This window comes from Pseudomonas sp. NPDC089758, from assembly GCF_044748705.1.
GTDB classification, from domain to species: Bacteria; Pseudomonadota; Gammaproteobacteria; order Pseudomonadales; family Pseudomonadaceae; genus Aquipseudomonas; species Aquipseudomonas putida_X.
In genome coordinates this window covers 272,055-294,550 of record NZ_JBIVGN010000001.1, presented here as the reverse complement: position 1 = coordinate 294,550, position 22,496 = coordinate 272,055, and the positions used below count along the sequence as shown (strand labels likewise).

General features: G+C 63.6%; 19 protein-coding genes. 8 read left to right on the top strand and 11 right to left on the bottom strand.

The genetic code is table 11. The features are described from left to right. Positions 1–27 precede the first annotated feature (27 nt). The 3 genes from proP (at position 28) to ACIPZH_RS01370 (ending at position 3,274) form a co-directional block, all read left to right on the top strand. Positions 28–1,530, top strand: coding sequence for a glycine betaine/L-proline transporter ProP (gene proP / locus ACIPZH_RS01380; RefSeq protein ID WP_400634744.1), 1,503 nt, complete (start codon positions 28–30; stop codon positions 1,528–1,530). A gap of 33 nt (positions 1,531–1,563) precedes the next feature. Then, positions 1,564–2,463 carry a LysR substrate-binding domain-containing protein gene (locus tag ACIPZH_RS01375; protein WP_400634742.1) on the top strand — a complete coding sequence of 300 codons (900 nt, stop codon included), beginning with the start codon at positions 1,564–1,566 and terminating at the stop codon, positions 2,461–2,463. A 106-nt stretch (positions 2,464–2,569) separates the two neighbouring features. Beyond that, complete coding sequence (locus ACIPZH_RS01370; RefSeq protein ID WP_241806389.1) at positions 2,570–3,274, top strand: SDR family oxidoreductase; 705 nt, start codon at positions 2,570–2,572, stop codon at positions 3,272–3,274. On the opposite strand, the gene ACIPZH_RS01365 is transcribed toward ACIPZH_RS01370, so the two are convergent. From ACIPZH_RS01365 to ACIPZH_RS01355, 3 genes are all read right to left on the bottom strand, one after another. Further along, the gene (locus tag ACIPZH_RS01365; RefSeq protein ID WP_241806388.1) at positions 3,275–3,892 is read right to left on the bottom strand and encodes a riboflavin synthase subunit alpha; all 618 of its coding nucleotides are present in this window, start codon (positions 3,890–3,892) and stop codon (positions 3,275–3,277) included. It abuts the gene before it with no gap. A 79-nt stretch (positions 3,893–3,971) separates the two neighbouring features. Then, a complete protein-coding gene (gene treS / locus ACIPZH_RS01360) occupies positions 3,972–6,038 on the bottom strand; it encodes a maltose alpha-D-glucosyltransferase (RefSeq protein ID WP_400634740.1) in 2,067 nt (688 codons plus the stop codon). 87 nt (positions 6,039–6,125) lie between these two features. Next, positions 6,126–7,043 carry a LysR family transcriptional regulator gene (locus tag ACIPZH_RS01355; RefSeq protein ID WP_400625224.1) on the bottom strand — a complete coding sequence of 306 codons (918 nt, stop codon included), beginning with the start codon at positions 7,041–7,043 and terminating at the stop codon, positions 6,126–6,128. A gap of 119 nt (positions 7,044–7,162) precedes the next feature. On the opposite strand from ACIPZH_RS01355, the gene ACIPZH_RS01350 reads away from it, so the two are divergent. The 3 genes from ACIPZH_RS01350 (at position 7,163) to ACIPZH_RS01340 (ending at position 9,867) form a co-directional block, all read left to right on the top strand. Beyond that, entirely contained in the window at positions 7,163–7,921 is a 759-nt protein-coding gene (locus tag ACIPZH_RS01350; RefSeq protein ID WP_400634738.1) for a 5-oxoprolinase subunit PxpA, read from the top strand. Between the two features lie 90 nt (positions 7,922–8,011). Next, the gene (locus ACIPZH_RS01345) at positions 8,012–8,899 is read left to right on the top strand and encodes a carboxyltransferase domain-containing protein (RefSeq protein ID WP_349974343.1); all 888 of its coding nucleotides are present in this window, start codon (positions 8,012–8,014) and stop codon (positions 8,897–8,899) included. Then, complete coding sequence (locus ACIPZH_RS01340; protein WP_400625220.1) at positions 8,896–9,867, top strand: biotin-dependent carboxyltransferase family protein; 972 nt, start codon at positions 8,896–8,898, stop codon at positions 9,865–9,867. Before ACIPZH_RS01345 ends, ACIPZH_RS01340 begins: the two co-directional genes overlap by 4 nt. Positions 9,868–9,939: 72 nt before the next feature. Here ACIPZH_RS01340 and ACIPZH_RS01335 read toward each other — a convergent pair whose 3' ends face one another. The 3 genes from ACIPZH_RS01335 to ACIPZH_RS01325 all read right to left on the bottom strand — a co-directional run bounded on the left by ACIPZH_RS01335 (position 9,940) and on the right by ACIPZH_RS01325 (position 14,326). Next, positions 9,940–12,108, bottom strand: coding sequence for a TonB-dependent siderophore receptor (locus ACIPZH_RS01335; RefSeq protein WP_400634737.1), 2,169 nt, complete (start codon positions 12,106–12,108; stop codon positions 9,940–9,942). Positions 12,109–12,272: 164 nt separating this feature from the next. Continuing rightward, positions 12,273–13,115 carry a TIGR03915 family putative DNA repair protein gene (locus ACIPZH_RS01330; RefSeq protein WP_400634735.1) on the bottom strand — a complete coding sequence of 281 codons (843 nt, stop codon included), beginning with the start codon at positions 13,113–13,115 and terminating at the stop codon, positions 12,273–12,275. Beyond that, a complete protein-coding gene (locus ACIPZH_RS01325) occupies positions 13,106–14,326 on the bottom strand; it encodes a putative DNA modification/repair radical SAM protein (protein WP_400634733.1) in 1,221 nt (406 codons plus the stop codon). Before ACIPZH_RS01325 ends, ACIPZH_RS01330 begins: the two co-directional genes overlap by 10 nt. Positions 14,327–14,544: 218 nt before the next feature. On the opposite strand from ACIPZH_RS01325, the gene ACIPZH_RS01320 reads away from it, so the two are divergent. Next, complete coding sequence (locus tag ACIPZH_RS01320) at positions 14,545–15,591, top strand: class I SAM-dependent methyltransferase (protein ID WP_349974339.1); 1,047 nt, start codon at positions 14,545–14,547, stop codon at positions 15,589–15,591. A gap of 78 nt (positions 15,592–15,669) precedes the next feature. On the opposite strand, the gene ACIPZH_RS01315 is transcribed toward ACIPZH_RS01320, so the two are convergent. After that, complete coding sequence (locus ACIPZH_RS01315) at positions 15,670–16,914, bottom strand: saccharopine dehydrogenase family protein (protein WP_039602482.1); 1,245 nt, start codon at positions 16,912–16,914, stop codon at positions 15,670–15,672. A gap of 32 nt (positions 16,915–16,946) precedes the next feature. Beyond that, complete coding sequence (locus ACIPZH_RS01310) at positions 16,947–18,044, bottom strand: carboxynorspermidine decarboxylase (protein ID WP_400634730.1); 1,098 nt, start codon at positions 18,042–18,044, stop codon at positions 16,947–16,949. A gap of 236 nt (positions 18,045–18,280) precedes the next feature. Here ACIPZH_RS01310 and ACIPZH_RS01305 point away from each other — a divergent pair, with 236 nt between their 5' ends. Beyond that, a complete protein-coding gene (locus ACIPZH_RS01305; RefSeq protein ID WP_400634728.1) occupies positions 18,281–18,739 on the top strand; it encodes a metallophosphoesterase family protein in 459 nt (152 codons plus the stop codon). A 51-nt stretch (positions 18,740–18,790) separates the two neighbouring features. On the opposite strand, the gene ACIPZH_RS01300 is transcribed toward ACIPZH_RS01305, so the two are convergent. The 3 genes from ACIPZH_RS01300 to ACIPZH_RS01290 form a co-directional block, all read right to left on the bottom strand. Beyond that, entirely contained in the window at positions 18,791–19,708 is a 918-nt protein-coding gene (locus ACIPZH_RS01300; protein ID WP_400634726.1) for a pyridoxal-phosphate dependent enzyme, read from the bottom strand. Between the two features lie 89 nt (positions 19,709–19,797). Next, positions 19,798–21,024: an MFS transporter gene (locus ACIPZH_RS01295; RefSeq protein WP_400634724.1), complete on the bottom strand. Its 1,227-nt coding sequence runs from the start codon at positions 21,022–21,024 to the stop codon at positions 19,798–19,800. Positions 21,025–21,209: 185 nt separating this feature from the next. Next, positions 21,210–22,472, bottom strand: coding sequence for an aspartate aminotransferase family protein (locus tag ACIPZH_RS01290; protein WP_400634722.1), 1,263 nt, complete (start codon positions 22,470–22,472; stop codon positions 21,210–21,212). Positions 22,473–22,496: the final 24 nt, after the last annotated feature.

The window sequence follows — 22,496 nt, the reverse complement described above, 5'->3', positions numbered from 1 at the left end:
AAGAGCCTCAGTAACAGGGACACATGGATGAAATCACGCAAAAAAGCTGTCAAGCCGATCGGTTTGAAAGACATCACCATCGTCGACGACGCGAAAATGCGCAAGGCGATCACTGCCGCTGCGCTGGGCAACGCCATGGAGTGGTTCGACTTCGGCGTTTACGGCTTCGTCGCCTATGCCCTGGGCAAGGTGTTCTTCCCCAACGCCGACCCCAGCGTGCAGATGATCGCGGCTTTGGCCACCTTCTCGGTTCCGTTCCTGATCCGCCCGCTGGGCGGGCTGTTCTTCGGTGCCCTGGGCGACAAGTTCGGCCGGCAGAAAATTCTTGCCGCGACCATCGTGATCATGTCGCTCAGCACCTTCGCCATCGGCCTGATACCGTCCTATGACACCATCGGCATCTGGGCGCCGATCTTGCTGTTGCTGGCAAAAATGGCCCAAGGCTTCTCGGTGGGTGGTGAATACACCGGCGCCTCGATCTTCGTCGCCGAATACGCACCCGACCGCAAGCGCGGCTTCCTCGGCAGCTGGCTGGATTTTGGCTCGATCGCCGGCTTTGTCCTCGGCGCCGGGGTCGTGGTGCTGATCTCCACCTACCTGGGCGAGGAAAAGTTTCTCGAATGGGGCTGGCGCCTGCCGTTCTTCCTTGCCTTGCCGTTGGGCATCATCGGCCTCTACCTGCGCCATGCGCTGGAGGAGACCCCGGCGTTCCAGCAGCATGTCGATAAACTTGAACAGGGCGACCGCGAGGGCCTGGCCTCGGGGCCCAAGGTGTCGTTCAAGGAAGTTGCCACAAAGCACTGGCGCAGCCTGGTGACGTGCATTGGCGTGGTGATCGCCACCAACGTGACTTACTACATGCTGCTCACCTACATGCCCAGCTACCTGTCGCACAACCTGCACTACAGCGAAGACCACGGTGTACTGATCATCATCGCGATCATGGTCGGCATGCTGTTCGTGCAGCCGGTCATCGGCCTGCTCAGCGACAAGTGGGGCCGCCGCCCGTTCATCATCGTCGGCAGTGTCGGCCTGTTGGCCCTGGCCATCCCGGCCTTCATGCTCATCAAGAGTGGTGTGCTCGGGGTGATCTTCGCCGGCTTGCTGATCATCGCCGTGTTGCTCAACTTCTTCATCGGCGTGATGGCTTCGACCCTGCCGGCGATGTTCCCCACCCACATTCGCTACAGCGCCCTGGCCAGTGCCTTCAACATTTCGGTGCTGATCGCCGGCCTGACCCCGACCCTGGCGGCCTGGCTGGTAGAGACCACCGGCGACCTGTACATGCCGGCGTACTATCTGATGGTGATTGCCGCCATTGGCCTGATCACCGGCCTGACCATGAAAGAAACCGCCAACAAGCCACTGCGTGGCGCCGCCCCGGCGGCGTCGGATATCGATGAGGCGCGAGAGCTGCTGCAGGAGCACCACGACAATATCGAGCAAAAGATCGAAGACATCGATGAGCAGATTGCCGAGCTTGAGGCCAAACGCAAGTTGCTGGTACAGCAACACCCGCGTATCGATTAAGCTACAGGCCTGTTCACTCAGTAGATAAAGTGTATGGCCGAAGGGTTCTGCGCGCTGCCGCCGCTAAACGGCCTACGTGTTTTCGAGGTGGTGGCGCGCCACCTCAACTTTCGCCTGGCCGCAGACGAACTTGGGGTAACCCAGGCTGCCGTGGCGCAGCAGATACGCGGGCTTGAAGCGAACCTGGGGATCAAGCTGTTCGAGCGCTTGCCCAGGGGCCTGAGCCTGACAGGCGCCGGCCAGCGCTACAGTGTCGATATCCGCAGCGCCTTTGCCCTGATCGGCAGCGCCACCCAGGCGCTGCGCCCGGATGCATCGCACCTGACGGTGAGCGTTACACCGACCTTCGCGGCGAAGTGGCTGATCCCCAGGTTGTCGTCGTTCGCGCAGGCGCACCCAGACATCGACCTGCAGGTGCTGGCCACCGACCGGCTATCCCAGTTCCGCCCAGAGGGCGTGGATATCGCCGTGCGTTACGGCGTGCCACCGTTCGGCCCGGGCCTGCACACCGAGCCGTTGCTCGCGCAACGCGTGGTGGCCGTCGCCAGCCCGGCGCTGCTCGCGCAACTGGGTAAGCCCGTGGATCTGGAGCATTTGCAGCGTTATCCGTTGCTGCACGATGCCCACAACGTCTGGCCGGACTTCATCACCGAGGTATTCCACCGGCCGTTACCGCCCGGGGCCAAGCATATGCGGTTCAACCAGACCTCACTCGCCATCGATGCCGCGGTTGCAGGGCAGGGCCTGGCGCTGGCCAGCGAGTTTTTCGTGCACAGCGACCTGCACGCCGGGCGCCTGGCCCTTGCCTTCGACCAGGTGCTGGAGTTGCGGCAGGCGTTTTACCTGGTGTGGCCGCGCAATGCCCACCAACCCCCGGCGCTGGCGATGGTGCGGGCCTGGCTGTTAGCGCAGGCGAGGGCGCTAACACAGTAGAAAATCTATCGTCCGAACGAAGCGTTGCTGGCTCTCTGGCTGTGCAGGCCGGGTGCTAGTCTGGGCCCCTCCCTCATGCACATCGCAGGGTTGACCCGGAGGCTTCATGTCCAACCAAAAAGTAGCAATCGTGATCGCCGGCGGCAGCGGTATGGGCGCCGCAGCAGCCAGGCGCCTGGCCGCCGACGGCTTCAAGGTCGGTATCCTGTCGTCCTCTGGCAAAGGCCAGGCCCTGGCCGAGACGCTGGGCGGGATTGGCGTGACCGGCAGCAACCAGTGCAACGGCGACATTCAGCGCCTGGTCGATGCGGTACTCGCCGAATGGGGCCGTATCGATGTGCTGGTCAACAGTGCCGGCCACGGCCCGCGTGCGCCGATCCTTGAAATCAGCGACGAAGACTGGCACCAGGGCATGGAGACCTACCTGCTCAATGTCATCCGCCCAACGCGGCTGGTCACGCCAATCATGCAGCGCCAGCAGGGCGGGGTGGTGATCAACATTTCCACCGCCTGGGCCTTCGAGCCGAGTGACCTGTTCCCCACCTCGGCAGTGTTCCGGGCGGGCCTGGCGGCGTTCAGCAAAATCTTCGCCGACACCTATGCTGCGGACAACATCCGCATCAACAACGTACTGCCGGGCTGGATCGACAGCCTGCCGGCCACTGAGCAGCGCCGTGACAGCGTGCCACTCAAGCGCTATGGCAGCAGCGAGGAAATCGCCGCCACCGTGGCCTTCCTGGCCAGCGATGGCGCGGCGTACATCACCGGGCAGAACATCAGGGTCGATGGCGGCATTACCCGCAGCATCTGATCAGGCGCGGGCCAGGGTGGCTTTGAGTGTGCGCTCCACCACATCGACCAGGACCATGGTCTGGTGGTCCACCTCGATGTTGATCAGTTCACCGGCCTTGTAGTGGGCGAAGGTGGTCTGGCGCAGGGTTTCCGGGATCAGGTTGATGGTGACCAAGGTGTCGTCCACGTCGGCGACGGTCAGGCTGCAGCCGTTGACGCCGAGAAACCCGCGTGGGAACACGTATTTGGCCCACTGTGGCGGCATGCGGAAGGTGATGAAAGCGCCGGTTTCCTCGATCGACAGCTCGACGATCTCGGCGGTGGTAGCGACATGGCCGGCCATCAGGTGGCCGCCGACTTCAGCGTTCATTTTTGCCGAGCGCTCGATGTTCACGCCCTGGCCTGCCTTGAAGCAGCGCAGGTTGGTGCGCTCGAGGGTGGCAGTCATTGCGTCGAACTTCACCTGGGTGCCGTCAATTTCGGTGACCGACAGGCAGGTGCCCTCGACACTGACGCTGGCGCCGATCTTCAGGTCCTCGAGCAGTTCGGGGGTGAGGTCGATGGTGAACTGGTTGTGGCCCGGGTAGGTGGTCACCGCAAGCAGGGGGCGGACGGCCTGGACGATGCCGGTGTACATGGAGGTGCTCCTTGGCGCTGTAGAGGCAAGCTGACTGGGCGGGCACGTTCACACGTGGCCCGCGCAGTCCACTAGGGTCTCACAGATGCCCGCTGCTGTTCACTATTCTCAGGCACAAGGCTTCGTACGGGTCCAGGTTGATCATCAACCGCCCATCCTCGGTCAGGTCGCCCTCGACCGTCTCATTGATCATGTCCACCACAGTCCCGGGCGTGAAGCCGGTCAATAGCAGCTCTTCGGCAATCACCTCGTGGCCGAAATTCAGCGCGCTGATCTGGATGCCACGCCCGGCCGGCAGTTCGTGCACCATCACCAGCAACCCCGGGCTGCTCACCTCGGGCACCAGTACCTGGCGGCTGCTGGCAATACCATAGGCCTGGCGCACGGCGAGCAGCTTCTTGACCTTGCTGGCAAACGAATCGCTGCTTTCCAGCTGCTGGTCGAGGCTGCCGTACAGTGCGCGTGCGCGCGGCATGCCACGCACCGACGTTTGCGCCTCTTCATCGAGCCCGGCCAGGTCGTAGCCGCCACGGTGTATCCAGCGGGTATCGCCATCGGCCATCTTCTGCGCCACCGCTTCGGCCGGCAACGGCAGGGCGCCGACCAGGTCCCAGCCCGACAGCGCGACCACGCCGGGCTGCATGGCGTTGTACATCACCAGCAACAGGTGCACCTTCTGGATCAGCTCGATATCAGCCGGGCCAATCTGGTCCAGGTCACGGATGCCCAGCGCTGCAGTGATCAGGCTGGCGGTGGTGCAGGAGATGCCGTTGGTGACAAAGCGCAAATTGTAGGGCGCATGTTCGCCCGAGAGGCGTTCGTAGATTTCCTCGCGGATATGTTCGCGCAGGATGTTGCCGGGCAGGGTCTGGCCCCGGTACAGGTACATGTCATGGGCGTGCAGGGTCCAGAAGTGCACCAGCTCGACGGTGAGCTCGTCGTGGTTCTGCAGGGCGTGGATCAACGACGCCGGGTCGATGCCGAAGCTGTGCATCTCCTTGAGCATCAGGCGCAGGAACTCGGTATCGCCGGTCAGCAGTGCATGCTGGTACGCCGGGCGGGTGATGAAGTCATAGGACAGGTCGGCGCCGCCCTTGGACATCTGCGCGATGTCGTCCAGCGTCAGGTTCAGCTCCTGGAAGCTGAACCCGCCGGCCTTGCGGATCATGCCGCCGATAAGTTGGTTACCGACGATCGACAGCGGGTGGCTTTCCGACCAGGCGGTGCCACTGGCGCAGGTCTCGACCCCGAGAAAACCGTTGGCATCCAGGCGCAGGCCGCGCGCGCCCAGGCAGTCCAGCGCATGCAGGGCGTCGCCGATGATCATCTGCTGCGCGGCAAAGCTTGGGTCCAGCCAATTGAGCGACGGTTGGCCGTCCTTGAAGTAATGCAGGTAGACCCAGCGCCGCGTCTTGCCATCGACACCGGTGATCGGTGGTGTTGCGCTCCAGTCGGTCTCCTTCACGCCGGGCTCGAAGAAGATCACCCGTTGCAGTTGGCCGACGATGTAGTGGTGTGCCTTGAGCTCATCGCACTGCGCAGGCAGCAGGTTGACCGAATCGCGGCCAGGGGGCACGTCTGGCAGCAGCGGCCAGTCTTCCTCGCGCACCTCGACCATGTGGTACAGCCCTGGATAGGCGCCGTAGGCCAGCTCGGCCAGACGGAAATCGGCGCCCTTGCCCGTGTGCGAGGGGATCAGGTCATCGATGGTCACGGCGTTGTGCGCCGCTGCCATGCGGCTCATCTGCACCAGCTCCTGTTCGGTGCCGTAGAGCGGGTCGATATCGAAACTGATGCGGTCGAAGTTGCCGTCCACGCTGGGGGTGAAGTCGCGCCCCCTGACACCCCCGGACTGCTTGATGGGGCCGGTGTGAATGCCCTGTACGCCAATTTCCGACAGGCGCTTCCACAAGGCTTCGTGGCCCAGCGCGCCAAGCACCGAGCAGCCTTCAGGGGCGATGATCGCATCGGGGTAGACGGTCAGCCAAACCGACGCGATGTCGGTGGCGCGGCGTGGCTGCGTTTCGGCGTAGGGGTTCATCCACAGACGGGACTGGCCGGAATACAGCCGGGCCCGCTCCTGGGAGGCCTTGAGCATGGAGCGCTCTTCGAGCCATTTGACGTATGACGGGTCGGGTTGGATCATTTCGCGTCCTCTCTGCGTGGCGGCACCGGCCAAGTTATGACGACGGCGGCGCCGGAACGTTCGGCTGAGGTATCACGCCCTGGCCACTCAACGCCGCGCCGACAACTGCTGCGGCGCCAGGAACGCACCATGGAAGTAGTCGCGCAAGGCCTGCATCGCCGGGCTGAATGCCCGCTCGCGGTGCCAGGCCAGGCCCACGCTCATGGGCGTGACCGGGTCGCTGATGGTGACGGTCTCGATGCGCTTGCCTTCGAGCGACCAGGGCCGGTGCACCAAGTCAGACAGGATAGCCACACCGCTGCCATTGGCCACCATGCTGCGCACCGCCTCCACCGAACTGGTGCGCACCCGCACGCTGGGCCGTTGCCCGGCCAGTTCCCAGTAACGCATGGCGCTCTGCTCGGCTTCGTCCACGGTCAGCAGGATGAACGGCTCACGGGCAACGTCGGCCAGGCTCACCGTCGAGCGCTCGCACAGTGGATGGTGGCTGGGCAGCCACAGCCGGCGCTCGGAGTTGAACAGGGTTTCAGAGACGATATCGGGGTGGGTGAGGTTGGCGGTGAGCACCACGGCCATGTCGAAGCGGCCTTCCAGCAGCCCTTGCTCGATGGCGCTGCGCTCCTGCTCGTGGACCTGCAGGTTTACGCCCGGGTGCCAGTGTTCCAGGCGTTGCAAGTGGTGCGGCAGGAAATAGCCGATCACCGTGTAGCTCGCCGCCAGGCGCAGCAGGCCACTGGCGCGCACGTCCGGCAGCGGGCTGTTGAGTGCGTCATCGACACTGCGCAGGATCACATAGGCGCGGTTGAGAAAATGCCGGCCCGCATCGGTCAGGCTCATGCCTTGCGCCGAGCGCTGGAACAGCAAGACCCCGAGCATCGCCTCCAGCTCCTTGATCGCGGTGGTCACCGCCGATTGGGAAATGTTGAGGTGGAGGGCGGCCTGGGAGATCTGGCCGATCTCGGCGGTGGCGACGAAGTAGCGAACCTGGCGCAAGGTCAGTGACACGGGAGGCTCCTGGGTATCTGTTTTTCCGAAGACACCCTATCTGTTTATAGATCTTCCCAAGGGGGCGGTAGAGAATCTAACGTGACCTTCACACCGTCACAAGCACCGGGAGCGTAGGCATGCAGGCAGTAGACTTCAATTCTGACATGGGTGAGGGCTTCGGCCCCTGGACCATCGGCGATGGTGTCGACAACGAGCTGATGGCCTTCATCAGTTCGGCCAACATCGCCACCGGCTTTCATGCCGGCGACCCAGGCACCATGCGGCGCACCGTCGAGCGGGCCAAGGCGCTGGGTGTGGCCGTAGGCGCTCACCCGGGTTTTCGTGACCTGGTCGGGTTCGGCCGTCGGCACATCAACGCGCCGGCTCAGGAACTGGTCGACGACATGCTGTACCAGTTGGGTGCGCTGCGTGAAATCGCCCGGGCGCAGGGCGTGAAGCTGCAACACATCAAGCCCCATGGTGCGCTGTACATGCACCTGGCCCGTGATGAAGAAGCCGCCCGGTTGCTGGTGCAGAACCTGCAGGTAATCGAGCCGCAACTGTTGTTGTACTGCATGCCTGGCTCGGTGATCTGCCGGGTTGCCCAGGCACTCGGCCAGCCGGTGGTGCGTGAGTTCTACGCTGACCGCGAGTACGACCAGAGCGGCTCGATCGTGTTCACCCGCACGGTGCGTGGCTATCAGCCGCAGGCGGTCGCCGAGCGCGTGCTGCGGGCCTGCCGCGAGGGCGTTGTACGCACGGTCGAAGGCCAGGATCTGGCCATCGAATTCGACTCGATCTGCCTGCACAGCGATACCCCCGGCGCGCTCGACCTGGTCGAAGCCACCCGTGCAGCGCTGGACGCCGCCGGCATCGAGGTGCGCACGCCCCGTTGAGGTTCAAAGCACACGGTGCTCAGACACCGGTGCGCTGCACAGCATTGTTTTTGCCTGCCTTACGATAAAGATTCCAAAAAAGGAGCAGACATGGCCGAGCCGCTTGCCAGTACCCCGATCCGCTACAGCTTTGGTGCCGACGAGCACCTGTTTGCCGAAGTCAGCGAGAGCATGTCGCTGGAGGCATTCTTCAAGGGCATGGCCGTTACCCGGGCGGTGGAGCGCCTGGCGCTGGAGGGCGTGCTGGACATTTGCCTGGCCAACGCCTCGTTCCAGATCCGCTTCGACCCCGACCGCATCGCCCCCGACGTGCTGCTTGCAGCAGTGCGCGGTGCAGAGGCCGAGGCGGTTGCCGAGCGCGCATTGCACACCCGGATCATCGAGATCCCAGTGCTGTACAACGACCCCTGGACCCATGAAACCCTCATGCGCTTTCGCGACCGCCACCAGGACCCGGGCAGCACCGACCTGGAATACGCGGCGCGTATCAATGGCCTGGCCGATGTCGATGCGTTCATTGCCGCACACAGTGGCGCGCCTTGGTTCGTGTCGATGGTCGGCTTTGTCGCAGGCCTGCCGTTCATGTTCCAGATGGTCGAACGCGAGCGCCAGTTGCAGGTGCCCAAGTACCTGCGCCCGCGCACCGACACGCCGAAGCTGACCCTGGGCCACGGCGGCTGTTTCGGGTGCATCTACTCGGTGCGCGGGGCAGGGGGCTACCAGATGTTCGGCGTTACCCCGGCGCCGATCTACGACCCGCAGCAGGGCCTGAACTATCTGAAGGAGCACATGGTGTTCTTCCGCCCAGGGGACATCGTGCAGTTCAAACCCATCGACCGTCAGGCCTATGACCAGGCGGTGGCGGATGTCGAGGACGGCCGTTTCGACCTACGCATTCGCCCTGTTGAGTTCTCGCTGGATGCTTTCCTGGCCGACCCGGTCGGCTATCCCAAGTCGTTGCAGGAGGTGCTGGCATGATCAAGGTACTCAAACCTGGCCTGGCAACCTCGGTGCAGGACTTGGGCCGTGAAGGCTATTACCATTTGGGCATCCCGCCGTCAGGGGCGCTTGATCAATATGCGTTGCGCGCCGCCAACCAGCTGGTCGGCAACCCGGCGGGCACTGCCGGCCTCGAATGTGCACTGGTGGGGCCGGAGCTGGAGTTTCTGCAAGATGCCCTGGTGGCGGTGTGTGGCGCACAGATGCCGGTGCTGCTCGATGGCCGTGAACAGCGCCCGGACACCTCGTTTGCAGTCAGGGCAGGCCAAGTGCTGCGCTTTGCCTTCCCCACAGCCGGGGCGCGTGCCTATCTGGCGGTCGCGGGCGGCATTGATGTACCCGAAGTGCTGGGCAGCCGGTCCACCTACGCACTGGGCGCGCTGGGCGGTTTTCAGGGTCGCAAGCTACAGGCAGGTGATGTACTGCCGGTCGGTGTGCCCAGTGCCACGGCCCGTGCCGGTGCCAGTTTGCCAATGGCACTGCGCCAGGCGCTGGGTGGCGAAGTGGTGTTGCGCGTGGTGCCGGGGTTGTACTTCCACCGCCTGTCTGATGCTGCGGCGAAAAGCTTTTTCACCGATGCCTGGACGGTGGGCTCCGAGGCCGACCGTATCGGCTACCGCTACAAGGGTGGCAACGCACTGAGTTTCCAGCCGCGTGAGCAGCCATTCGGCGCTGGCTCGGACCCGTCCAATATCGTCGACAGTTGCTACCCGATCGGCTCGATACAAGTACCCGCCGGGCTGGAGCCGATCATTCTGCACCGCGATGCGGTGTCGGGTGGTGGGTACGCCATGATCGGCACGGTGATCAGCGCCGACCTGGACCTGATCGGGCAGATGCAGCCGAACCAGCAGGCGCGGTTCTTGCCGGTGAGCATGGAAGCGGCGCTTGAAGCGCGGCGGTCCTACAAGAAAAGGCTGGCGTATCTGAGCAAACTGTTCAGCTGATCGGTGCGTAGCCTGTACCGGCGTCTTCGCAGGTTGCTGCGAAGCGTCCGGTACAGGTGGGCAAGCCTCAGGTCAGAAGCTGTACTTGGCGGTCAGCATCATGTTGCGCGGTGCGCCCCAGGTGTCGCCGGCATAGTCGACCGAGGTGGCCACGGCCGAGTAGTACTTGCGGTCGAAGACGTTGTTGGCGTTGAGCTGCAGGTCGAGGTGCTTGTTGACCTGGTAGCCAGCCATCAGGTCGGTGACCGCGTACGAACCCTGGACCAGACGGTACTCGCTGCCATCGGCAACGGTGAAGTCGTTGTAGATGCGGCTCTGCCAGGAGATGTTGCCACCGATGCGCAGCTTCTCCAGCGGGCCTTCGAAGCGGTAGGTGGTGGTCAGCTTGAACAGGTGCTCCGGGGTATCGGTGTCGAAGCGCTGGTTGACGTTGCCCGGGTTGGCGGCGTCTTTGAGGGTGTGGACGCGGGCATAGGTGTAGCCTGCACCGACCTGCCAGTTGCGGGTCAGCGCACCCTGCAGCTCCATGTCGATACCTTGGCTGCGTACCTCGCCAGAGGCGACGTAGCAGTTGGTAGGGTCGTTGCAGCCAGTCAGGTCGGTCTGCGAAACGGCACGGTTTTCCTGGTCGATACGGAACAGCGCCACGCTGGCATTGAGGGCGCCATCGAAGTACTCGCCCTTGAGGCCGATTTCATAGTTCTTGCCGTCCACCGGCTTGAGCGGGCTGCCGGAAGCGTCCTTGTAATCCTGTGGGTTGAAGATGTCGCTGTAGCTGACATACACCGAGTGATGATCGTCCAGGTCGTAGATCAGGCCGGCATAGCGGGTGACATTACGCGTGACCTTGTAATCGGCGCTGGAGCTTTCCTTGTTGTCGTAGTCGTACCAGTCCAGGCGGCCGCCCAGGATCAGCTTCAGCGGGTCGGCCAGGCTCAGGCGCGTGGTCATGTACACGCCTTCCTGGGTAGCGACTTCGCGTACGTTGTTGGTGTGCACGAAATTCGGCTTGCCACCATTGAGCGGCCAGTTGGTGTCATACGGGCTGTAGTTGCGCGTGTCCATGTCATAGATGCGCTTGCTGGCGCCCACCACCAGCTCGTGGGTGCGGCCAAACGCCTGGAACGGGCCGCTGACGAAGCCGTCCACGCCAGCCTGGTTTTCCTGGTGCTTGGACTGGTAGGCCGTGCGTGACAGTGGCTTGTCGAGCCCTGCCCACCGCGACTGGTAGGAGCCGGTGAAGGTGCCGTCCTGTTGGGAATAGTTGGCGTTGACCTGCAGCTTCCAGTCATTGGCCAGGCGCTGCTGCACTTCGGCGAATACGGTGTTGATCTCCTGGTCCTTGTTTTCCCAGTCACTGCCTGGGTTGTAGGAGCGCGAGTAACCCACGTGGTGGCCGTTCAGGGCGGTTGGCATGGCGCCCCAGAAGTTGTTGGTCTGGTCTTTCTGGTGAGAGAAACCAAGGGTCAGGGTGGTGTCTTCGGACAGGTCCGCCTCGGTGATCGCATAGAACAGGCCGTGGTCTTCTTCGACGTCGTCGATGTAGCTGTTGGCACCCCGGTAGGACGTCACCACGCGGCCGCGCAGTGTGCCGCTGTCGTTGAGCGGGCTGGAGGCATCGACTTCGCCGCGGTAGTCGTCCCAGCTGCCAGCGGCGCCGGTCAGGGTGACCTTCTGTTCGGCCAGCGGACGCTTGCGCACCAGGTTGATGGCCGCCGAAGGGTTGCCGGAGCCGGTGATCAGGCCGGTCGCGCCGCGCACGATCTCGACGCGGTCGAACATGGCCAGGTTAGGCTGGGAGCCCACGGTATACGGCTTGTAACCGCTCGGAATGCCGTCGTACATCAGGTTGTCGATGTCAAAGCCCCGTGACGTGTAGCTTTGCCGACCTGGGCCGCCGGAGTAGTCAAGGAACAGCCCTGGCGTGGCCTTGACCACGTCGTTGATGCTGGTCATCGCCTGGTCGTCCATGCGCTGGCGGGTGATCACGGTGACCGCTTGCGGCGTTTCACGCAGGCTCAATGGCAGCTTGGTGGCGGTGGACATGGAACCTGTGGTGTAGGACTGCGAACCCTCTGTGGTGCTGCCCAGCCTGTCGGAGCTGATCTCGGTGGCGCCCAGCACCAGCGCAGTGGGCTGATCGCCTTCGGCCAGGGCCGGTGTGACGATGGCCATGCAGATGGCCATGGCGAGCAGGTTGCGGGCAGGGAGATTGCGCGTGGGCGCGAGTGGCGACGGCATGTGGGGTGGGTTCCTGTGCATTGTTAAACGTTATTGAAAGCGTGTATGAGAACGATTAACAATAAGTTTGTCAGGATTTGTCCGCCCGTGAAAGATTGGGATGTAGGAATTTTTACCTTTTTTTCACATTTGTGGGGCGGTCTAGACGGCGCCGTGCAGAGCGATCAGGGTTCAGCGCGGTTTATCGCCTTGCCCCGCTGCTCGGCCACTTCCGCAGCCTGGCCATCACGTTGCTTGCCTTGGCGCGCCAGCCCTTCGAGTTGCGGGATCAGCATGCCTTCGGGCAAATGCCGCCAGAAACGCCCCGGCATGTGCAGGCGCAAGGCATCCGGGTTGAGGCGGGCAGGGTTGAAGGTGTGGCGGTAGTAGGTGCGCCACAGCTCGGCACCCGGGTCATCGGCATTGCGCGCCCACTGGCGCCAAGCGTCCGGGCAGTGCCGCTGATAATCGAAACTCTGGCCGTCGAAGCGGATACCGTCCGCCGGCGTGGCGATCAACCAGCGCTGGCGCCCCAGGCGGTCGGCGAAGTGCGCGCTGGCACTGTGCAGAATGTCATGGGCCGGCTCGTGATAGGCCACCAGGTCCAGTTGCAGTTGCTCGGCAAGTACTGGCGGCAAGGGCACGAAACGCACGAATGCATGCAAGTGATGTGCTTCACGGCTGACTTGCTTGATACGACGGTGCAGTTCACTGCCCAGGCGGTCGCCGGCGAGCATTGCCGTGCGGTCACCGTGGGCCACGCGCCAGAGCACGTCGTACAGCAGCGCCCAGCGTTGCTCGCCCCGGTATCGCGATGCCTGTTCCAGGAGGCCCAACAGCGCCGCCGGTACCTTGGCGTGAAAGGGGCCGGGCCCGTCTGGCAGCGCAGCAGGCACCGCCAGCAGGTCATCGATCGGCCCTTGCGACCAGGTCACTTGCGCCGGGTCGACACCGTGCCCGAGCAGCGTGCGGGCCTGAGCGCGCCAGGTGCTGAAGCAGTCGTCACAATCGAGCGCGATCACCCCCACAACCCCATCTGCACGGGTGCCTGTGGCTCACGCAGGCGCTCGCGCAGCAGGCCGCTGCGCAGCTCGGCCTGGCCTGGGCGGTAATCGCTGGTGATGATGAATGGCCGGGCCTTGTCGAGCACGCAGCGCAGCTGGATCAGGTCGTCATAGCGCACCCGCCGTTCACGGCGCAGCGCCACCAGCCGCTGCACACTGCGCAGGCCAATGCCGGGGATGCGTGCCAGCAGCGCCGGCTCGGCACGGTTCACATCCAGCGGGAACACCTCACGGTTGGCCAGTGCCCAGGCAAGCTTGGGGTCGATGTCCAAGGCCAGGTTACCCGCCTGGCCGAGCAACTCACCCGCTTTGTAGCCATAGCCGCGCAACAGGAAATCTGCCTGGTACAGGCGGTGCTCGCGCAGCAGCGGTGGGGCTGCCAGCGGCACGCTGCCCGGGCTGTCGGGTATCGGGCTGAAGGCTGAGTAATACACGCGCTTGAGGCCGTAACCCTGGTAAAGCGACTCGGCGTTGCGCAGCAGCGTGCTGCCGTCAGTGGCATCGGCGCCGACGATGACCTGGGTGCTTTGCCCGGCCGGGGCGAAGCGCGGTGCTTTGGGCTCGCCCGCCACGGCTTGCTGGCCCTGGTGGATGACGCCCATGGCCTGGCGAATGGTATGGGCGTGTTTTTCCGGGGCCAGGCGCTTGAGGCTGGCATCGGTGGGCAGTTCGATATTGACGCTGAGGCGGTCGGCCAGGCGCCCGGCTTCCTCGATCAGCAGTGGGTCGGCGTCGGGAATGGTCTTGAGGTGGATGTAACCCCGGAAGTTGTGCTCCTCACGCAGCAGGCGCGCCACGCGGATCAACTGTTCCATGGTGTAGTCGGCCGAGCGAATGATGCCGGAGCTGAGGAACAGGCCGCTGATGCAGTTGCGCCGGTAGAAGTCCAGGGTCAGGCGCACCACTTCCTCGGGGGTGAAACGCGCCCGCGGCACGTTGCTGGAGCGGCGGTTGACGCAGTATTGGCAGTCGTACAGGCAGAAGTTGGTCAACAGCACCTTGAGCAGCGAAACGCAGCGCCCGTCCGGTGTATAGCTGTGGCAGATACCCATGCCGTTGGTCGCGCCCAGGCCGTTGCTGCCGCGCGAGTTGCGTTTGGGCGCGCCACTGCTGGCACAGGACGCATCGTACTTGGCGGCATCGGCAAGGATGCCAAGCTTGGCAATGAGCTGCATGAGGGTGTCTCGTGATACTGAATATTCATACAGTATTTTGAGAGTTGATGGAATGCAAGTGGTGTCAGACGGTCGTGCCGTTCAGGCATGGCATCTAAACTTACAAACAGCCCGCCGCGGTTCCCATCACGGCGAGCCTCAACACCTAACCCGACCACCGCGACCCCGGACCGGACATCCCTCGCTGACGGTGGCCTTCTTGCAGAGGAGGGCAGGTCATGGACGAGGCAAGGCTCCACGATTTCATGGGCAAGCTGGTGGGTGACATGGGCGCTGCGGCGACCCTGGCCAATGTGATACTCGGCGACGAACTGGGGTTGTACCGGGCCATGGCCGATAGCCAGCCGGTCACCCCCCAGGTGCTGGCGGCACGGACCGGCTGCCATCCACGGCTGGTGCGTGAATGGCTCAACGCCCAGGCGGCGGCTGGCTATATGGTCCATGAGCAGGGCAGTTTCGTGCTGCCCGAGGAACAGGCCATGGCACTGGCCCTGGAGGATTCACCGGCCTATATGGCGGGCGGCGCGGCGGTAGTGGCCGCGCTGTTTCACGACAAGGACAAGCTGGTGGCTGCGATGCGCGGTGACGGGGGGTTGGCCTGGGGCGACCATCACCCCTGCATGTTCAGCGGTACCGAGCGTTTCTTCCGGCCTGGCTATCGCACCTTCCTGGTGGCCGACTGGCTGCCGGCGCTCGACGGTGTGGTGGCCAAGCTGCAGGCCGGCGCCAAGGTCGCGGATGTGGGGTGTGGGCATGGCGCTTCGACGCTGGTCATGGCCCAGGCGTTTCCAGCATCGACCTTCATCGGCTATGACTACCATGCGCCCTCCATCGCCACGGCCCGCGAACGCGCGGGTGAGGCCGGGTTGACCCCGCAGGTGAGTTTCCAGCAGGCGTCGGCCAAGGATTACCCGGGCAACGATCATGACCTGGTGTGCTTCTTCGATTGCCTGCACGACATGGGCGACCCGGTCGGCGCTGCTCGGCATGCCTACCAGGCGTTGAAGCCCGACGGTACGGTGATGCTGGTGGAGCCCTATGCCGAGGATACGCTCGATGGCAACCTGACGCCGGTCGGGCGCTTGTTCTATGCCGCGTCGACGTTCATCTGCACACCGAATTCACTGTCCCAGGAGGTGGGCTTGGGGCTGGGCGCACAGGCGGGCGAGGCGCGCTTGCGGGCGGTGTTCGAAGAGGCGGGGTTTACCGAGTTCCGGCGGGCGACACAGACGCCGTTCAACTTGATACTGGAAGCCAGGAAGTAGGTGCACGCCAAGGCTGGCGATGAGGCCGGTGCAGGCAAAAAGAAGGGGCGCCAGATTGGCGCCCCTTGCTCTTGCTGCTTAGGCTTCAGCGTCCCAGGGACGATCGCCTTTTTCATCTTTCACACGGGTCGGCAGGCCCATCACATCCAGCGCCTTGAGGAACGGCTCGGCTGGCAGCTCCTCGACGTTGACCATGCGCTTGGCATCCCATTCGCCACGGGCAACCAGCAGGGCCGCAGCCACTGGCGGTACACCGGCGGTGTAGGAGATACCCTGGCTGTCGGTCTCGGCGTAGGCCTCTTCGTGATCAGCCACGTTGTAGATGAACACCTCACGCGGCTGACCATCCTTGGTGCCCTTGACCAGGTCACCGATGCAGGTCTTGCCGGTATAGCCAGGCGCCAGCGAAGCGGGGTCAGGCAGCACGGCCTTGACCACTTTCAGTGGCACCACTTCCAGGCCTTCAGCGGTCTTGACCGGCTGCTCGGAAAGCAGGCCCAGGTTCTTCAGCACGGTGAACACATTGATGTAGTGCTCGCCGAAGCTCATCCAGAAGCGCACGTTCGGTACGTTAAGGTTCTTCGAGATCGAGTGGACCTCGTCATGACCGGTCAGGTACAGGTTCTGTGAACCCACGACCGGCAGGTCGTCGGTACGTTTCACCTCGAACATGGTGTTGCTGGTCCACTGGCTGTTCTGCCAGCTCCATACTTGCCCGGTGAACTCGCGGAAGTTGATTTCCGGGTCGAAGTTGGTGGCGAAATACTTGCCGTGGGACCCAGCATTGACGTCGAGAATGTCGATCGAATCAATGCTGTCGAAATACTGTTGCTGCGCCAGTTTGGCGTAGCTGTTCACCACACCCGGGTCGAAACCGACGCCGAGAATGGCGGTGATGTTCTTCTCTTGGCATTCTTCGAGGTGTTTCCACTCGTAGTTGCCGTACCAGGGCGGCGTCTCGCAGATCTTGCCCGGTTCTTCGTGGATCGCGGTGTCCAGGTAGGCGACACCGGTATCGATGCAGGCACGTAGCACCGACATGTTGAGGAAGGCAGAGCCCACGTTGATCACGATCTGCGATTCAGTCTCGCGGATCAGTGCCTTGGTTGCCTCGACATCGAGGGCGTTGAGCGAGAAGGCCTGGATGTCGGCGGGTACCTTGAGGCTACCCTTGGCCTTGACGCTGTCGATGATGGCCTGGCATTTGGAGATGTTCCGCGACGCAATGGCAATACGACCGAGTTCGTCGTTATGCTGCGCGCACTTGTGGGCCACCACCTTGGCGACACCTCCTGCACCAATGATAAGAACGTTCTTCTTCAATTTATCCCTTGCTCCTTACTTGATAGCCGGTCTTACGACAGGCTGGAAACGTAGTCTTCGAAACCGAACTCGCGCACCACTTCGACGCTGCCGTCGAGTTGCTTGACCGCGATGGATGGCATCTTCAAACCGTTGAACCAGTTTTTCTTGACCATGGTGTAACCCGCCGTGTCGATGAACGACAGGCGATCGCCGATGGCCAACGGACGATCGAATTGGTACTCGCCGAAGATGTCGCCGGCCAGGCACGATTTACCGCAGACCATGTAGGTGTGCTCGCCATCGTTGGGGGCCATCTTGGCGTTCAGCCGGTAGATCAGCAGGTCGAGCAGGTGTGCTTCGATCGAGCTGTCGACCACGGCCAGGTGTTTGCCGTTGTACAGGGTGTCGAGCACGGTCACTTCCAGCGAGGCGCTGTTGGTGATGGCCGCTTCGCCCGGCTCCAGGTAGACCTGCACGCCGTAGGTCTGCGAGAAGGCTTTCAGGCGCGCGCAGAACGCATCGACGGCATAGTCTTCACCGGTGAAGTGAATGCCGCCACCCAGGCTGACCCACTCGACCTTGTGCAGCAGGTGCCCGAAGCGCTCTTCGATGTGCGTCAGCATCTTGTCGAACAGGCCGAAGTCACCGTTCTCGCAGTTGTTGTGGAACATGAAGCCGGAAACCTGCGAGATGACCTTCTCGATCTTCTCCGGGTCCCATTCACCGAGGCGGCTGAACGGGCGGGCCGGGTCGGCCAGCAGGTAGTCGGAGCTGCTGACCTGCGGGTTGACGCGCAGGCCGCGGACCTTGCCTTCGGACTGCTCGGCGAAGCGCTGCAGCTGGCCGATGGAGTTGAAGATGATCTTGTCGCAGTTCTCGAGCATTTCCTCGACCTCGTCGTCGGCCCAGGCCACGCTGTAAGCGTGGGTCTCGCCGGCGAACTTCTGGCGGCCGAGCTTGAGCTCGTACAGCGACGAGGATGTAGTGCCGTCCATGTACTGCTGCATCAGGTCGAACACCGACCAGGTGGCGAAGCACTTGAGGGCGAGCAGCGCCTTGGCACCGGAGTGTTCGCGCACGTAGGCGATCTTCTCCATGTTGCTCAGCAGCTTGGTTTTATCGATGAGGTAATACGGCGTCTTGATCATTTAAAGGCCCCCGGCCAGGCCGGCCAAAAAAAGGACACGCATTGTGCCTTCACTTGCTGCATACCGAAAGGGCGAGATATGCATTTCGTCGAGGTCGTTGCCGATAGACCGGAATTTTTCCGATTGCAGCGAGCTCATTGGAACAGGCCCGTATGACCATCCTAATCACCGGCTGCGCAGTACAAGGAGAATCCGATGAAGTGCTGCAATGCGACAGACCCGCACAGGAGCCATCAATGAAAGCTGGCATCATCTCCGATACCCACGGTTTGCTGCGGCCCGAGGCGGTGAGGGCGCTGGCCGGTTGCGATCTGATCGTGCACGCCGGTGATATCGGCAAGGCAGAGATCCTTGACGAGCTCCAGGCGTTGGCGCCGTTAGAGGTGGTGCGCGGCAACAACGACCTGAAGTTGCCCTGGGCAGCTGGCCTGGCCGACCAGCGATGTTTCGACATGCACGGCTGGCAGACACTGCTGGTGCACGACATTGCCGATGTGCCAGCCGAACTGGATGAGGCGGTGCGCGTGGTGATCACTGGGCATTCGCACAAACCATTGATCGACTGGCGTGAAGGGCGGTTGTACCTGAACCCCGGCAGTGCCGGGCCACGGCGGTTCAAGTTGCCGGTGACGGTGGCGGTCATCGAAGTCGAGCGCGGGCACCTGCAGCCGCGCATCATTCAGTTGCTTGAGTGACCCTGCGGCCTGATCGCTGGCTTGCCGGCGAGCTGGGCCGTGAGGGCAACCTCAGGCGACCTGCTTCAACCAGTCCTGAATCTGTTGCAGCGTAGCCGTAGCCCCGCCACAAACGACCACCAGCACGTTCTGGTAACCGTCCAGCTTCGCGGTCTCGTACGCCAACGCCAACGCCGCCCCGCAGGCAGGCTCCACCAGCACCCGGGGGTCCGCCAGAAACCGCTCGCAGGCTTGAAGCGCCGCGCGATCGCTGACCAGAACGCTGTGCACCGGATGTTCCTGCACGCACGCCAGGGCCTGGTCGGCGACGCGCTTGGCGCCCAGCGAAGTCGCCACCGATGTGAGGCGCTGCAGCTCTACCGGGTGACCTGCCTGCACTGCCGCGTGCAGCGAGGCCGCGCCCTCGGTTTCCACCGCCAGCACAGGGACATCGTGCCAGCCGTTGCGCTTGAGCCCTTCGACCACGCCACTGAGCAGGCCGCCGCCGCCCACCGACAGCACCACCGCATCGGGCTTGTAGCCGGTTGCCGCCACTTCATCCACAAGGCTGGCATGGCCGGCCCACAGCAGCGGGTCATCGAAGGGGTGAATGAAGGCATCGTCCGGCCCGACCAGGGTTTGCGCCAACGCGTTGGCCTCCTGCCACGAGCTGCCATGCACCACCACCTTGGCACCCTCCAGGTGCAACAGTTCTTTGGCGCGTTCGGTGGTGGTCTCAGGCACCACTACCGTGACCGGCACACCCAGCTGGCGCCCGGCGTAGGCGACGGCCAGGCCGGCATTGCCACCGGATGAGGACACGAAATGGCGGGCGCCCCGGGCATGGTGCACTTCGCAGGCATGGCCCACCCCACGCAGCTTGAACGAACCACAGGGCTGAAGTGCGTCGAGCTTCAGCCAGATCGAGCGGCCAGCGGCCAGCGACAGCGGGCGGGATTCGATCAGCGGGGTGTGGATATGCAGAGTCATCGCGTAGCTCCATGCTTCAGGTAGAGGCCAATGGTAACGCGGCAGGCCAGTTGCAGGTCATTGAATGTGCGGTGATTACACCCTGCCTGTCAGCACGCTTGCGCCACAGCGCTATTGCTGACGCTGCGCCCCAGCACCAGCACCGTGACAAAACCGCAGCCCACCAATGCCGTGGCCAGGCCCAGCAGCACCGAGCTGCCCAGCTGGTCGACGATTTGCCCGCCGAAGAACGAGCCCAGCGCGATGATCACCTGGAACATGGCGACGAACAGTGGCATGCCTCGTTCGACGTCCTTGGGCGCGACGACAAACATCCAGATACTGGCGCAGGCCGGGAAGGCGCCGAAGGCGAAGCCCCAGAGCGCGATCAGCATCGCCGCCCCGGTCATGCCGGTGGCGAAGTGGGGGAACAGGGCGGTGCTGACGCCGATCATCAACGCGACCAGCAACAGGGTGTGACGCACGCTTTGGTTGGCGGCGAAACCGGCGAAGATATTGCCCATCACCCCGGCGACGCCATACAGCAGCAACAGCGAGCCGATGGTCGGCCCATCGAAACCGGAATGCTGCTTGAAGAAGGGCGCGACGTAGGTGTAGGCGGCAAAGTGCGCCAGGCCAATCAGCAACACCGCAATCAGGCCAACCCGGGCTTGTGGGTTGATGAACAGCGCTGGCAGGTCAGTGATGCGGATGGCCTTGTCCGGGTTCAGGCGCGGCAGCAGCAGGATCTGCGCCAGCAGCACCGGGACGCCGACCAGGGCCGTGACCAGGAAGGTCATGCGCCAGCCCAGCAGGCCACTGAGCCAGGTGCCTACCGGCACGCCCAGCACGGTGGCCAGGGTCACGCCGACCATGATGATCGAGGTGGCCTGGGCAACGCCCACCCCCTTGGGTGCCAGGCGGCCGCTCAGGGCAATGGCGGTAGCCCAGAAACCGCCGATGCTGATGCCCAGCAGCACGCGGCCGAACAGCAGCAGGTTGAAGTCGCTGGCGTAGGCCACCACCGCGTTGGCGATGATCATGATCAGTGTCAGGCCGATCAACAGATAGCGCCGGTCCAGGGCGCCGATGCCCACCGACAGCAAGGGGGCGGCGAGGGCGGCCATGATGCCGGGCAGGGTGACCATCAGGCCGGCGTGGCCAGCACTGATGCCCAGGTCACTGGCGACATCGTTCAATACGCCTACCGGCAAAAACTCGCTGGTCACCAGGGCGAAGGCGCCCACGGCGACCGATAGAATCGCCAGCCACTGCTGTTTGACGCTTTGCTGACTGTGTTCGGGCAGGCCACCTGGGGCCGGGCTGGTATTTGACATGGTGCGGGGTTCCAGAAGGGGAGTGTCGCCTTGAGCAGGCGCGTGGAGCGGGGGAGAATCCGGCGGGCAGTATACGGGGCCCGTCTGCCGGGCCGACAGGCGGGCCTTTCGATAGTCATCATCAGTGCGATTGATGAGGCGCCCCTGGGGCGCCTTCCTGGCTGCTTATGTGCTGCACCCTCAGTTCATCGGGTATTGACGCCACCCTCCGCAAAACGTGGCGCCAGGCGCACTGCTGCCGCTTCAAACGCGCGGACCATCTGTTCGACAACTTCATCGCTGTGCTCGAACGACAGGTAGATGCGCCCATACGGCGAGGGCATCACCAGCACACCCTCGGCACGTAGCGCCAGGTGCAGCGCCTGGCTGAACGCTGCGTCGGCGAAGGCGGCGGCTTCTTCATAATCGGCTGGCGCACGCTCGCACGGCCAGATGGCGAACACGTTGCCGTAGCCACTGGTGCTGATGGTTATGCCCCGGGCCTTGAAGATCGCCTGGACGGTGTGGCGTAGCTTTTCGCCACGCTCGATCAGCTCTGGGTAAGCGGCGCTGTCCAGTTGTGCCAGCGTGCCAAGTACCGCCGCACAGGCCATCGGGTTGCCACTAAAGGTGCCGCCGCGCAGCACCTTGCCCTGTTCGAAGCCGGCCAGAACGTGCGGTTTGCCGACGATCGCCGATACCGGTACACCGTTGCCGATGGCTTTACCGACGCTGGCGATGTCCGGGTCAAGGCCTGCCTGCAGGCTGGCCAGGCCGGCATGCAGGCGAAAGCCCATCAGCACCTCGTCGCTGATCACCAGCGCACCATGGCGATGAGCCACGTCCTGCACATGCTGCAGGTAACCTGGCGCCGGCATTATGCAGCCGGCGTTGGCGAGCATCGGTTCCAGCAGCACGGCAGCGATGTCCGGGTCTTGCTCGAACAATTGCTCCACATCGTCGAAGTCGTTGAAACGCAGCAGTGTGGTTCGGGCCGTGGAGGGGCGCTCGCCATCAGCGAACGCAGCCTCGGGCGACCCGACGTTGCCGAAACTGACATCGTCGAACCAGCCGTCGAAGCCGGCCGCCATCTTGGCGATTCGCCCGCGCCCGGTGTAAGCACGTGCAGCGCGACAGGCCAGGTGAACCGCCTCGCTGCCAGAGTTGGTGAAGATCACTCGACTGAGGGCGCCGGTGTGCGCTGCCAGCGCACTGGCGGCAGCATGTTCGCGCACGTGGGCCCAAGAGGGCGAGGCGGCGTCGGCTAGTGCCTGGGCCACCTGCGCATTTACCCCGTCATCGGCATGGCCGAGCAGTACGGCGCCGAAGCCCAGTGCTGTGTCGATGTAGCGCCGGCCCAGATCATCCCACAGGTACGGGCCTTTGCCATTGCGGATGAACAGGGCCTGCCCTTCGAGTGCCGGCAGGATACGGGCGGCGCTGGAAACATCGCCTACGAGATTGCGCATCAGTACCTCTGTGTCGTTGTGCGC